General features: G+C 64.8%; 10 protein-coding genes and 1 pseudogene. 10 read left to right on the top strand and 1 reads right to left on the bottom strand.

Translation table 11 applies throughout. The features are described from left to right. From D183_RS0100415 to ppnN, 4 genes and pseudogenes are all read left to right on the top strand, one after another. Positions 1-190 (top strand): annotated as a pseudogene (locus D183_RS0100415) (short-chain dehydrogenase); the annotation flags it as partial. Next, positions 187-786, top strand: coding sequence for a MarC family protein (locus tag D183_RS0100410; protein ID WP_017907241.1), 600 nt, complete (start codon positions 187-189; stop codon positions 784-786). The pseudogene D183_RS0100415 and the gene D183_RS0100410, both read left to right, overlap by 4 nt. Positions 787-1,193: 407 nt before the next feature. Continuing rightward, on the top strand, positions 1,194-4,415 hold the full coding sequence (locus D183_RS0100405) for a TonB-dependent receptor (RefSeq protein WP_017907240.1): 3,222 nt from the start codon (positions 1,194-1,196) through the stop codon (positions 4,413-4,415). Positions 4,416-4,528: 113 nt separating this feature from the next. Next, positions 4,529-5,917: a nucleotide 5'-monophosphate nucleosidase PpnN gene (ppnN, locus tag D183_RS0100400; protein ID WP_017907239.1), complete on the top strand. Its 1,389-nt coding sequence runs from the start codon at positions 4,529-4,531 to the stop codon at positions 5,915-5,917. Here ppnN and D183_RS0100395 read toward each other — a convergent pair. Then, positions 5,907-6,944, bottom strand: coding sequence for a sensor histidine kinase (locus tag D183_RS0100395; RefSeq protein WP_017907238.1), 1,038 nt, complete (start codon positions 6,942-6,944; stop codon positions 5,907-5,909). The genes ppnN and D183_RS0100395 overlap by 11 nt on opposite strands. Before the next feature lie 161 nt (positions 6,945-7,105). Between D183_RS0100395 and D183_RS0100390 the strand changes: the two genes are divergently transcribed. Genes D183_RS0100390 through D183_RS0100365 form a run of 6 tightly spaced genes read left to right on the top strand, consistent with a single transcriptional unit; the run spans position 7,106 to position 13,893 of the window. Continuing rightward, positions 7,106-7,666 carry a GspH/FimT family pseudopilin gene (locus tag D183_RS0100390; RefSeq protein WP_026144064.1) on the top strand — a complete coding sequence of 187 codons (561 nt, stop codon included), beginning with the start codon at positions 7,106-7,108 and terminating at the stop codon, positions 7,664-7,666. A gap of 25 nt (positions 7,667-7,691) precedes the next feature. Then, entirely contained in the window at positions 7,692-8,168 is a 477-nt protein-coding gene (pilV, locus tag D183_RS0100385) for a type IV pilus modification protein PilV (protein ID WP_017907236.1), read from the top strand. Continuing rightward, on the top strand, positions 8,165-9,133 hold the full coding sequence (locus D183_RS0100380) for a PilW family protein (protein ID WP_017907235.1): 969 nt from the start codon (positions 8,165-8,167) through the stop codon (positions 9,131-9,133). Before pilV ends, D183_RS0100380 begins: the two co-directional genes overlap by 4 nt. Next, the gene (locus tag D183_RS0100375; RefSeq protein ID WP_017907234.1) at positions 9,130-9,711 is read left to right on the top strand and encodes a pilus assembly PilX family protein; all 582 of its coding nucleotides are present in this window, start codon (positions 9,130-9,132) and stop codon (positions 9,709-9,711) included. Before D183_RS0100380 ends, D183_RS0100375 begins: the two co-directional genes overlap by 4 nt. A 10-nt stretch (positions 9,712-9,721) precedes the next feature. Continuing rightward, positions 9,722-13,474, top strand: a complete 3,753-nt coding sequence (locus tag D183_RS0100370) for a pilus assembly protein (RefSeq protein ID WP_026144062.1) — start codon at positions 9,722-9,724, stop codon at positions 13,472-13,474. Further along, positions 13,474-13,893 carry a type IV pilin protein gene (locus tag D183_RS0100365; RefSeq protein WP_017907232.1) on the top strand — a complete coding sequence of 140 codons (420 nt, stop codon included), beginning with the start codon at positions 13,474-13,476 and terminating at the stop codon, positions 13,891-13,893. The genes D183_RS0100370 and D183_RS0100365 overlap by 1 nt, the downstream gene beginning before the upstream one ends. Positions 13,894-13,942 lie beyond the last annotated feature (49 nt).

The following is a 13,942-nucleotide window of genomic DNA, read 5'->3' as shown; positions in this document are numbered from 1 at the left end:
TGCCGCCTCGCGCGTGCGCGTGGCCGGCCTGCAGCCGGGGCCGATGCGCACCGCCTTGCGCGCCCGCGCCTACACCCATCAAGAAGACCGCGACGCGGTCGATCCGGCGCGCTACGCCGGCGCCTGCGTCGACCTGCTGTCGCCCGCCGGCGCCGCGCACCGCGGCGCAATCTGGAATCCCCTGGCATGACCATCCTGTCGGCAGCGCTGCTGCTGTTCCTGATCCTCGACCCGCTGGGCAACATTCCGGTGTTCCTCAGCGTGCTCAAGCCGCTGCCGGCGCGGCGCCAGCGCGTCGTGCTGGCGCGCGAACTGCTGATCGCGCTGGGCGTGCTGATGGGCTTCCTGTGGGGCGGCAAGTACGCCCTGGAAGTGATGCACCTGCGCCAGGAATCGGTGGCGATCGCCGGCGGCATCGTGCTGTTCCTGATCGGCATCCGCATGATCTTCCCGCGCCCGGAAGGGCTGATGGGCGAGATTCCCGACGGCGAACCCTTCATCGTGCCGCTGGCCATCCCGCTGGTGGCCGGCCCTTCCGGCATGGCCGCGGTGATGCTGATGGGCAGCAACGAGCCGACCCGCCTGGGCGAATGGAGCCTGGCGCTGATCCTGGCCTGGCTGGCGACCTCGGCCCTGCTATTCTCGGGCACGCTGCTGTACAAGCTGCTCGGCATGCGCGTGCTGACCGCGGTCGAGCGGCTGATGGGCATGTTGCTGGTGGCGATCTCGGTGCAGATGTTCCTGGACGGGCTCAGCGCCTATCTGAAGCTGCCGGTCGCCGGCTGAGGCCGCATCGCGGCCGAGTCGGGGGCGCCGTGGGGACGGCGCGCTGGCCCCGGGCGGGCCTCGCTTCGAGCACGCCAGGCTGCTTGCTGCTGCCCCCTCGGGCGGCACGGGTAGGGGGGGCGTGGCCGGCGGCGGTCCCGGGCGGCCTTCCGTGCCTGTCCCGGCGTTGTCTCCGAAGCCCGCCAGGACTGGGATCGACGTCTTCTGATGTCCGCTTGTGCCGCGCTGTCACGATTTGGCAACAAATTGGCCCTATGGTGTTAAACTCATGTTAACCCTTGCGGGGAATCGGCAAGGGTGACCAGCCCCCTCATTCCGCGGTTGTGCGTCCGTATCCCGCACGGCCTGCCATGCGCATTTCGTCAAACTCCATCGAGGCTATTGCAATGATTCAACCCCGTCTGCGGATGTCCAAGCTCACTCTGGGCCTCGTTGCGGCGCTGGCCGCGGCGCCGGTGTTCGCCCAGAGCACCTCCGCCGGTGTCGGCGGTGTGGTGACCCACGGCGGCCAGCCGGTCGCCGGCGCCGAGGTGACCATCACGCACGTCGAGTCGGGCACGGTCAGCCGCGCCACCACCGATGCCGCCGGTCGCTACAACGCGCGCGGCCTGCGCGTCGGCGGTCCGTACAGCATCACCATCACCAAGTCGGGCGACGGCACCAAGACCGAAGACGGCGTGTACCTGAGCGTCAACCAGAACGCCACCATCAACGCCGACCTGACCGGCGACATGGCTGCGCCGACCACTCTGGAGACGGTCAACGCGGTCGCCATCGCCACCGGCTCGGAAGTGTTCAGCGCCACCAAGATGGGCTCGGGCACCAACGTCGGCCGCGAGCAGATCGAAGCGCTGCCGTCGATCAACGGCAACATCCAGGACTACATGCGCCTGGATCCGCGCGTGGCCTTCGTCGATCGCGCCTCGGGCACGATCAGCGCCGGCGGCCTGAACCCGCGCTACAACTCGATCAACATCGACGGCGTTTCGGCCAGCGACACCTTCGGCCTGGAAGGCAACAACATGACCACCCGGCGTCAGCCGGTGTCGATGGAGGCGATCGAAGCCATCGACGTCAACCTGTCCAACTACGACGTCAGCATCGCCAGCGCCGCCGGCGCCACCGTCAACGCGGTGACCAAGTCCGGTACCAACGAGTTCCACGGTTCGGTGTACGGCAGCTATCGCGATGGCGACTGGTTCGGCGACAACCCAGACGGCAGCAAGTTCAACGGCTTCACCAAGGAGAAGACCTACGGCGCGACCTTCGGCGGCCCGATCGTCAAGGACAAGCTGTTCTTCTTCGCCAACTACGAGAAGTTCCAGCAGGACGCGCCGGGCCTCGACCTGGGCAGCACCGCGCTGGGCAAGGCCAACGCCAAGTACGGCATGGCCGACGTGACCCGCGCCCAGCAGATCGCCAAGAACTACGGCTTCGACGCCGGCACCCTGGACAGCGATGGCAACACCGACCTGAAGGAATACGCGCTCAAGCTGGACTGGAACATCAGCGACAACCACCGCGCCAGCTTCCGCTACAGCAAGCTCGACCAGAGCAAGCTGCGCATCAATGGTGCCGGCAACTCCAGCCAGGCCTCGCTGAGCTCGTACTGGTACCAGCACGAGAAGTCGGTCGAGAGCTACGTCGGCCAGCTGTTCAGCGACTGGTCCGAGAACTTCTCCACCGAGTTCAAGGTGTCCTACCGCGACTACTCCGCGATCCGCGTGGTGCCGACCAACGCGCCGAGCATCGCCGTGTACTTCGACGGTTCGGTCGCCAACCCGACCGGCGACGTGCTGTTCCTGGGCACCGAGACCAACTCGCAGGGCAACATCCTCACCACCAAGACCTGGAACTACTACGGTGCGGGCACCCTGACCCTGGACAACCACAACCTGAAGTTCGGCGTCGACTACAGCACCAACGACATCTACAACCTGTACGGCCGCAACACCTGGGGCGTGTACACCTTCTTCGGCCTGGACAACTTCGCCAGCGGCCGCTGGAGCTCGTACCAGCTCAACCAGGAGCGTAGCCCGGGTTCGATCGCGGCCGACTACAAGAACAGCAACCTCGGCCTGTTCGTGCAGGACACCTGGTACGTCAACAACAACCTGACCCTGACCCTGGGTCTGCGTGGCGATCGCGCGAGCGTGAGCCCGGATCCGACCTACAACGCCGCGGCGCAGGCCTACTTCGGCTACGACAACAGCAAGATCTTCAACGGCGATTTCCTGATCCAGCCGCGCGTCGGCTTCAACTACACCTTCGACACCGACCGTCCGACCCAGCTGCGCGGTGGCGTGGGCCTGTTCCAGGGCGATGCGCCGCAGGTGTGGATCGGCAACAGCTACTCCAACACCGGCTTCAACTACAACGCCTACAGCTACACCGCCTACAACCCGGCCCTGCCGTTCAGCGCCAACAAGGACACCCAGCCGGTCCCGACCACGCCGGGTTCCGCGACCCAGGGCGTGAGCTTCGTCGGCAACGACTTCAAGCTGCCGTCGCTGTACAAGGCCAACCTGGCCCTGGATCACGAACTGCCGTGGTACGGCATCGTGGCCTCGGCCGAGCTGCTGGTGACCAAGGTCAACAACGGCCTGTACTACAAGAGCCTGAACATCGGTCGCGTCAACAGCCCTGGCCAGGATCCGAGCCCGGCCTACTACGGTCCGGATGGCCGCGCGCTGTACTGGAACCCGGCGCAGACCGGTCGTCCGTGGGCCACTGGCAACAACCGCTACAACCGCAATCCGGCGTATAGCGACGTCTACCTGATCGACAACACCGACAAGGGCAAGACCCAGCAGTTCACCGTGTCGCTGTCCAAGCCGTTCAGCGAAGGCGGCGACTGGTCCTGGACCCTGGGCTACACCTACACCCACGCCACCGAAGTCGGTTCGCTGACCAGCTCCACCGCCAGCTCGGGCTGGGGCTACCAGTACGCCTTCAACGCCAACTCGGAAACCGAGAACACCTCGCGCTACGAGATCAAGGACCGGATCTCCGGCTCGCTGGACTGGAAGCACATGTTCTTCGGCGACTACGAGACCCGCGTGGGTCTGGTCTACGAAGGCCGCAGCGGCCGTCCGTACAGCTACGTGTTCAACGGCGACGCCAACGGCGACGGTCGTTCGACCAACGACCTGTTCTACGTGCCGAAGGGCCCGGGCGACGTGCTGTTCGGCACGCTGAGCAACACCGGTGCGTTCACCGCCAACCCGGCGCTGCAGCAGCAGTTCTTCGACTGGCTGGCCAAGAACCCGCAGCTGGCCAAGTACGCCGGCAGCTACGCCCCGGCCAACGGCTTCCGTTCCGGCTGGATCAACACCTTCGACGTGCGCATCACCCAGCAGCTGCCGGGCTTCTTCAAGGGCCACAAGTCCGAGGTCTGGCTGGACATCCAGAACGTGGGCAACCTGCTGAACAAGAAGTGGGGCCGGATCTACGACTACGGCTTCTACGCCGACGCCCGCGTCGCCAACCTGCAGGGCATCTACCAGGGCAAGTACGTGTACAACACCCTGTACACCGACCAGCCGACGGCCGCCAATGCCGACGCCGACGGCTTCAACACCGGCGTGTCGCAGTGGTCGCTGCAGCTGGGCTTCCGCTATCAGTTCTGATCGCGGCGCACGCTAGCTGAAGCGTTGGAAACGGCCGGGGCGACCCGGCCGTTTTCTTTTTGTGGGGGCTGACGTTAAAGTCGCCGGCTGACGACACCGACAAGACATTCGATATGACGACCAGCAATACGGCGGCGCGCGCGCTGCCGGTAGTGGATGCGCGGATCTACCCGCGCGGCGGCCTGGACATCCTCTCGCGCGTGGAAGTGGCGCGCCTGCGCGATGCCTCCAGCGGCGGCCTGCACGAACTGCTGCGGCGCTGCGCGCTGGCGGTGCTGACCAGCGGCAGCGCCTCGGACGATCCGCGCGCGGCGCGCGATCTGTATCCCGACTTCGACATCCAGGTGGTGCAGCGCGACCGTGGCGTGCGCATCGACCTGCTCAACGCGCCGGCGATGGCCTTCGTCGACGGCGAGATCATCAATGGCGTGGCCGAGCTGCTGTTCGCCGTGGTCCGCGACCTGGCCTACATGGCCATCGAGCTGGGCCCCGAATCCAGCACCGACCTGCAGTCCAGCGAAGGCATCACCAATGCGGTGTTCGGCCAGTTGCGCAATGCGCGCATCCTGCAGCCGACCGATCCCAAGCTGGTGGTGTGCTGGGGCGGCCATTCGATCTCGCGCGACGAGTACCTGTACACCAAGCAGGTCGGCTACGAGCTGGGCCTGCGCGGGCTGGACATCTGCACCGGTTGCGGCCCGGGCGCGATGAAGGGGCCGATGAAGGGCGCCACCATCGCCCATGCCAAGCAGCGAAAGCACGACAACCGCTACATCGGCGTGACCGAGCCGGGCATCATCGCCGCCGAGTCGCCGAACCCGATCGTCAACCACCTGGTGATCATGCCGGACATCGAGAAGCGCCTGGAGGCCTTCGTCCGCATCGGCCACGGCATCATCGTGTTCCCCGGCGGTGTCGGCACCGCCGAGGAGATCCTGTATCTGCTCGGCATCCTGCTGCGCGAGGAGAACCGCGACCTGCCGTTCCCGCTGATCCTCACCGGCCCGACCATCGCCGCGCCGTATTTCGAGCAGATCGACCGCTTCCTGCGCCTGACCCTGGGCGAAGTGGCCACCTCGCGCTACGAGATCGTGGTCGGCGATCCGGTGGCGGTGGCGCGCAAGATGGCTGCCGGCATCCAGCACGTGCGCACGCACCGCAAGGAGCAGAAGGACGCGTTCTACTTCAACTGGTCGGTCGACATCCCGCTGGAGTATCAGCGTCCGTTCGAGCCGACCCACGAGGCGATGGCCGCGCTGGATCTGCACCATGGCCGTCCGCCGCATGCGCTGGCCGCGGACCTGCGTCGCGCCTTCTCCGGCATCGTCGCCGGCAATGTCAAGGAAGACGGCATGCGCCGTATCGAGCAGCATGGCCCGTTCGAGATCCACGGCGATGCGGACATGATGCAGGCCCTGGACGAGTTGCTGCGCGCCTTCGTCGAACAGCGCCGCATGAAGATCTCCGGCGAGTATCGGCCCTGCTACCGGGTCATGGCCTGAGTCCGATCCGGATCGTCGCGACGAACCAGGCGCCATCGCTGGCAGTGTGCAGCGAGGCGCCTTCCAGGCTGTCCAGGCGCGTGCGCAGCGCCGACAGGCCGACGCGGTGACCGCGGCCGATATGCGGCGACAGGCCGCCTATCGGCACCGGGTTGCGCACGCTGATCTCCAGGGCGCCGTCGCGTTCGCCGATGGCGATGCCGATCTCGCCGCCCTCGGCACTGCATTCGATGCCGTGGTGCACGGCGTTCTCCAGTAGCGGTTGCAGCGACAGCCGCGGAATCCGCACCGGTGCCGGCGCCTCCGGCACCTCCCAATGGACGCGCAGGCGTGGCCCGAAGCGGATCGCCTCGATGTCCAGGTAACGCCTGGCCAGGTCGATCTCGTCCTGCAGGTCGACCAGGTCCGGCGCGGCCAGCGCGGCGCGGAACAGATCCGACAGATCCATCAGCAGTTGTTCCACCTGTTGCGGTTGCCGGTGCACCAGCATCACCGCGGTATTGAGCGTGTTGAACAGGAAGTGCGGCTGCACGCGCGCGGTCAGTGCGTCGATCTCCGCCTGCTTGGCGCGTTCGACCAGTTGCTTGATGCGCACGTGGTTGTGCAGCGCGGCCATGCCGAGCAGGCCGATCAGCAGGGCGATGCCGGACAACTGCAGCGACAGCGTCAGCCATGCGCGGTCGGAGAGCTGCCAGTAGTCGCCGAAGCCATAGAGAATCACGCCGCTGATCAGCCAGGTCAGCGCCTGCATCAGGCCCAGTGTGGCCACGGTGATGGACAGGAAGCCGCATCCGGCCAGCGCCCGGCGCAACAGCAGCAGGCTCGCCAGGGTCAGCAGCGCGACCCACTGGATGCCCAGCGACGCCAGCCCGAAGTAGACCCAGCGGCTCCCTGCCATGCCCGTGCCCGGGACCGGGGTCAGGGCCAGGATGGCCGCGATGCACTCGCCGGCCATCACGATCCAGATCAGGGTCGAGGGTTGCTTGAGGACCTGGAGCTGGTCCTTGGAGTAGGCGGAGGCGGGCATCGGGGCGGAAGGCGGTGGGGCAGGGCCGAGGTGCATCATGCCGGCTGGCGCCCTGCCGCGCACGGTCCGTCCACTCCCCCATATCCGCCATCCGTCGGCAACGGCTGGCGCGGTCGCGGTCCGGCCGCTAGCGTGGCCGGCGGGAGAATCTGGGGAAGGATATGGCTGTTCCTTGCGCGCGTGGCCTTGCCGAACGGACGCAGCGTGGTTTCACGCTGGTGGAATTGATGGTCACCGTGGCGGTGCTGGCGATCATCATGGCGCTGGCGGTGCCCAGTTTCACCGGTCTGATCCGCAGCAACCGCTTGACCGGCGCCGCCAACGAGCTGATCGCCGCGGTGCAGTTGACGCGCTCGGAGGCGGTGCGCCTGAACGGTGGCGTCAGCCTGTGCCGCAGCGACGATGGTGCGACCTGCGCCAGCGGCGGCAACTGGACCCGCTACCTGACCGTGGCCCGCGACGGCACCGTGCTGCGCAGCACGACCCTGCGCACTGGCCTGGTCGTCACCAGTACGACCCTGGATGCGATGGGCGACAAGCTGACCTTCGGAGCAGACGGCATCGCGCGCAACAGCAGCGGTACGCCGGTGACGGGTGGCATCGTCGTCTGCATGGCGGTTACCAACCCATCCAACAATGTCCGGAGCGTCAAACTGATGGGCGGCAGCCGCGCCCAGGTCACATCGACATCCGACGGCGGCAGTTGCACCACCCCCGGCTGAGCCGGTTCCGGCAAGCGGAGACACCATGAAGCGGTTCGAGAACGGCAGACACATGGCGGGCGTCACCCTCATCGAGGTGATGATCTCGGTGCTGATCCTGGGGGTGGGGATGCTGGGCGTGGCGGCGATGCAGACCACGGCGCTGCGCAACAACCAGAGCGCGCTGCAGCGCAGCCAGATCGTCATGCAGACCTACACCATCCTCGATGCGATGCGAGCCAACCGCAGCGCGGCGATGCTGGGGGCCTACAACACCGGCAGCATGCTCTGCACGGCGCCGGCGGCGGGCGACCTGGTGGCGAACGACAAGGCGGTCTGGCTCAGCGGGTTGAAGGCGGCGATCGGGGGCGACCCGGCCACCACGTGCGGCTCCATCGCCTGCAACGATGGCAATTGCACGATCACCGTGCAATGGGACGACAGCCGCGGCGTGAACTCCAGTACTGGCGGCAACACCAGTGGCAGCGCGACCCAGACCCTGAGCACGGCGGCCCAACTGTGAACACACTGATCGCGCGGGCGCTGCCACGGCGCCAATCCGGCTTCAACCTGATCGAGCTGATGATCTCGATGCTGCTCGGCCTGCTGGTGGTCGGTGCGGCGATCGGCATCTTTCTCTCCAACCGCCAGACCTATGCGGCGACCGAGGGCCTCAGCCGGCTCCAGGAGTCGGCCCGGACCGGTTTCGAGATGATGGCGCAGGATATCCGCGAGGCCGGCGGCAATCCTTGCGATTCCGGATTGCCGGTCGCGAACGTGCTGAACAATCCCACGGCGAGCTGGTGGATGAATTGGGCGCTGCCGCTGACGGGCTACAAAAACAGCAACCCGTCCGGTCTCACCGTCACGGCAGGGACCGACGCGATCCAGATCCTCTCCGCGGGTACCGGCGGCGCCACCGTGACCGCGCACAACCCGGCGAACCAGACGCTGACGCTCAACGCGGCGGCGCCGGACCTGCACAGCAACGCGATCATGCTGCTGTGCGATCGCCAGCAACTGGCCGTGCTGCAGGTGAACAGCGTTTCCGGCACCACGGCCAGTTACGCGAGCGGCGGCCTCAATACCTGCACACGGCTCGGACGCCTGCCGGGCGTGTGCGTCGCCGGCTCGAACAATTACACCTACGAGATCAACTCCATCCTGACCGAAGTGCGGGCGGTGCGCTGGTATGTCGCGGCCAGCAGCGGAGGAACGGGCGGCACCTCCTTGTATCAGGAAGTGGCCTTGCCTGGCGGTACCAGCCAGAAGAACGAAATCGCCGATGGCGTCACCGGCCTGCAGTTCAAGTATCTGTCCACCGGCGGCACCGCCTATGCCGATGCCAGCGCCGTGGGCAACTGGGCCAACGTGATCGCGGTGAAGATCGACATGACCGTCAGCGCCGACACGGCGGCCGGCGCCAACAAGCAGCCGGTGACGCGGACCTTCAGCACGATCGTGAGCATCAGGAACCGGAACCCGTGAACACGTCGCCATCGCCCCGCCGGCAGTCCGGCATTTCGCTCATCGTCGTCCTGTTGCTGTTGCTGGTGATGACCCTGCTGGGTCTTGCCGTCTTGCGCGGCACGCTGCTGCAGGAGCGCATGTCCTCCAACATGTACGACCGCAGTCTGGGGTTTCAGGCCGCCGAAGGCGCCTTGCGCGATGCGGAGAAACTGATTCAGACAGAGGCTGGCAAGGGCAACACCGTCGGCTTCAACTGCGTGAAGGTCCCCGGCACCGTATGCCCTGCGGTTCCCAGCAACACTTATACCGGCAATGCCTCCAGCGGTTGTGCGCTCGGCACCCAGGAGTGCTGGGTGGACGGCACGGTGACCCCGACGGGCCAGGCCGTCCCCGCGCAGTACTACATCCAGTATCTGGGCCAGCGCACCAGCGAGGATCAGCTGGGCCTGGGGTCGAGCATCAATCAGAATCAGTACGGCGGCACCGGCGGCACCTCGCTGGAGCACTACTACCGCGTCATCGCGCGCAGCGGCAACCCGGCCGCGTCCAATGGCCGGGCCATCGTCGTGCTGCAGACCAACGTCACCGTCAAGTAAGGATCCCACTATGACCAGTCGAGCGAAGAAGACGACGTACCGGGACTGGCTCCTTGCCGTGGTGGCCGGTCTATTCATCGGTACCGTCGGCGGCGCCGGTGCGGATGTGGATGTCTCGCAGTCGCCGCTGTATGTGGGCAGCGACGTGCCGGGCAACCTGGCATTCGTGCCGTCGGTGGAGTTTCCGACGGTGATCAGCAAGGCGAATTTGTCCGATACGTATTCGGCGACGACCAAATTCGTGGGCTATTTCGATTCCGACAAGTGCTACAGATACCACTACAGCGCCACGGAGAGCGATCGTTATTTCTATCCCGTCAGCTTGCTGGGCAACAATCCGAGCAGCTATGCCTGCGCTGGGGCGGGCGTGTGGGCAGGCAACTTCCTCAACTGGGCCGCAACCCAGACCATCGATCCGTTCCGCTCGGCATTGACCGGCGGCTATCGTTCGCGCGACACGGCGAGCGAGACCCTGCTGGAAAAGGCGGTCGCCGATCGTGTGGCGACCAGCAATTTCCCGCGCCGTTCGATCAGAAACAATGCCACGCTGATCGCGGGAGGGACCGGTGCGCAGTGGCAGAACTTCAATATGCGCATCGACGGGCTGGGCAACCAGATGTTCTTTGCCAACGGCAATCTGGTCGATCCCTCTTCGAATCAGCAGATTGCATACGATCCAAGCAAGCATGCCTTGAATGGCAGCTTTCTCAAACCGGATGGCTCCCCTTGCGACACACTTTTGAATCTCGGCTGCGTGCCCGATACGACGCTGACGTTCCAGGTCTCGGTGCGGGTCAAGGTGTGCGATGCCAGCCTCGGAACCGCTTATCTTGAAGATAACTGCGTCGCTTACCCTAGCGGCTACTACAAGCCGGAAGGATTGATCCAGCAGTATGCCAAACGGATCCGTTACAGCATCTTCGGTTACAAGAATACCGATGATCCGGCCGTGGATAGCGGTATTCTGCGCGCCAACCAAAAATTCGTCGGGCCTTACACCTACAATCCTGATCAAGGGACACTTGCGAATGCGGCGCGAGAGTGGGATCCGCAGACTGGCGTCATCTATCAAAATCCCGATGTTGCCGATGCTGCAGCAACGAACGCGGCGATCGGCGGGACAGACCCGCGCTATCAGATCGTCAACAGCGGCGTCATCAATTATCTGAACAAGTTCGGTCAACTCAATACCGGCAAGAACGTCAAGTCGTACGATGATGTCAGCGAGCTCTATTACGCCGCAATCCGCTATTTCAAGCATCAGGGAAATATCGCGGCCTACTCTTCGTTGAGCGGAAACGCGCAGCAGCGATACCAGCAAGCCGATGGTTTTCCGGTCATCACCCAGTGGAACGATCCGATTTCCTATCGCTGCCAGATCAATGTGATCTTGGGCATCGGCGACACCAATACGCATTTGGACAAGAATCTGCCAGGCAACACCACCAACCTGAGTGGCGAGCCGGCCACACCTCCGGAAGTGACCCGCGATACCTCGGTCAGCGTCATCGACCGTATGACCCAGATCTGGCGTAAGGAAGGCAAGTCTGCCAACGACGCCGCCTCCAGCGCGGTCACGTCGCAGTTCAACAGCGACAAGAACTCCGCCTACATCGCGGCGCTCGCCTACGACGCGCACACCAAGGATCTGCGTCCCGACACCGCCAGCGATGGCTTGCCTGGCAAGCAGACCCTCTCCACACACTGGGTCGACGTGGTGGAATATGGCGATTACAAGTCGCCGAGCACCAACCAGTATTGGCTGACCACGAAGTACGGCGGTTTCCGTGTGCCGGAAGGCTACGATCCGGAGACCAATATCAGCGCCTTGGCGGACTCCACCTGGTGGGACGGCAGCTCCTATGTCAATGGCAATACCAATTACAAGAAGCCTGACAATTACTACCTTGCCGCCGACGCGGAAAAGATGGTGGCGAGCCTGCGCCAGGCGTTCGAGCGCATCCTGGAGGAGATGAAGGGGTCTGCAGCCTCCCTCGCCAGCAATACGACAAAGCTTGAAGCGGGCGCGCGGACGTATCAGTCCGTGTTCTACAGCGGCACCTGGCGTGGCGATGTGGTGGCGTACGACGTCAACCAGACCACCGGCGCGCTGACGCAGGCGTGGAGCGCGGGCGCGCAGCTCCCGGCCTGGGATACCCGGACGATCAAGTTCGTCAACTCGAATGGGAATCTGGACAATTTCGCCTACGGCAAGCTCGCCGGAACGCCGTTGTCGTCTGCAACGCAGAACCAGATCAACTATCTGCGTGGCGATCGCTCGCAGGAGAAGGCCAACGGTGGCGTCCTGCGTACCCGTAGCGGCATCCTTGGCGACATCGTCAACTCGCAGCCGGTCTATGTGGGAGCGCCCAACCCACGGCTGTACACGACGGCGACGTTCAACGGTGCCAGCGCTTATGCCTCCTTCGCTGCGGCCAAGTCCACGCGCGCGCCGATGATCTATGTCGGGGCCAATGACGGCATGCTGCATGGGTTCGATGCCAGCACCGGTGCGGAGAAGTTCGCCTTCGTGCCGAAAGCGGCGATGACCGGGTTGCTGGACTACACCGATCCGAACTACCAGCACCGGTATTACGTGGATGGCGAACTCACCGTGTCGGACGTCTACTCCGGGGGCAGCTGGCGCTCGGTGCTGATCGGCACCATGGGGCGGGGCGGAAAGGGCATGTTCGCGCTGGATGTCACCGATCCCAACAACATCACTCTGCTGTGGGATAAGACCTCCACGACCACCGACCTCGTCGGACTGGGCAACAATCTCGGCAAGCCGATCATCGGGCAGCTCGCCGACGGTCAGTGGTACGCGATGCTCGGCAATGGTCCCAACAGCACCAGCGATTCTGCCTACCTCATCCTCGTCAATATCTCTGGTGGAGCCGCCACGCAGATTGCCGCGGGAACCGGTACCAGTAATGGCCTGTCGGGCGTGCTGGCTTGGTCATCCAACAACAATTTCATCGTCGATCGCCTGTATGCCGGCGATCTCGCAGGCAATCTGTGGGCGTTCGACATGTCCGGCGTCCGCGGTACCGCGCGCAGGCTGTTCTCCGCCAGCTATGCGTCCAAGGCGCAACCGATCACCGCTGCACCCACGGCGGCGAAGGATCCGGCGACGGGCCTGACCTGGGTGTTCTTCGGGACCGGCAAGTACCTGTCCAGCGGCGATCTGGGCAACAAGGACGTGCAGAGTTGGTATGGCCTGATCGACCGCGGCAGCACCATCCCCTCCAATCGTTCCACCCTGAACAAGGTCAACATCCTGCAGGAAGGCACCGTCAACGGCTTTGCCGTGCGCGTGATCGAGGACAAGCCCAACGCCGGGCAGGACGGCTGGTACATGGACCTGCTGTCGCCTCCCGGCACGCCGCAGGGCGAGCGCATGGTGGTGTCCAACTTCTTCCAGGGCACGGCGCTGATCGGGACCACGCGTATTCCGGATTCGGGCGATGTGTGCAGCCCCAGCGGCAAGGGCTTCGTGATGGCGATCAACCCGTTCACCGGCGGCCGGCTATCGCAATCCTTCTTCGACCTGGACGGCAGCGGCGGATCCAGCACCGGCGATACACTCAATGGCACGCCCGTGTCCGGCATCGGCCTGAACAGCAGCCCCAACAGTCCGATCTTCATCGGCAACCAGATGCAGATCGCGTTGGATAACGCGAGTACGACCACGCTCGGTACCAACAGCAGCGCGCTCAGCATGAAGCGCGTGTCCTGGCGCGAACTTCTGAGGAACAATTGATGCGACTTTCTTCCTTTCCGTCCCGCCGGCAGCGCGGCTTCACCCTGATCGAACTGATGATTGTGGTCGCGATCGTGGGTGTTCTGGCGGCGATCGCGTTCGCCAGCTATCAGTCGCACGTGGTCAAGGCCCGTCGCTCGGCGGCGTCCGTGTGCTTGCAGCAAGGGGCGCAGCTCATCGAGCGCTACTACACCACCAAGCTGACGTATGAGGGTGTTCCCAAGCCTCAGTGCGGAAGCGATGCTGTGCAGTTCTACAACGTCGATTTCACAGGTACGCCGAATGTCAACACGTTCAAGTTGACGGCGACGCCGACCGGTCCGCAGTTGGCCAAGGACACCCAGTGCGGCGCGCTCAGCATCGATCAGAAGGGGGCGCGTACGACGTCTACCGGCGCGGGCGAGGGCACCTGCTGGTGAAGCTGGGCCGGTAGGGCGCAGTTGCAGTCAGGAAAGCACGGGTTCACCC

The sequence above is a fragment of the Xanthomonas sp. SHU 199 genome, assembly GCF_000364665.1.
GTDB classification, from domain to species: domain Bacteria; phylum Pseudomonadota; class Gammaproteobacteria; order Xanthomonadales; family Xanthomonadaceae; genus Xanthomonas_A; species Xanthomonas_A sontii.
Note: the sequence above shows the minus strand (reverse complement) of the source record. Positions and strands in the feature narration are given on the sequence as shown.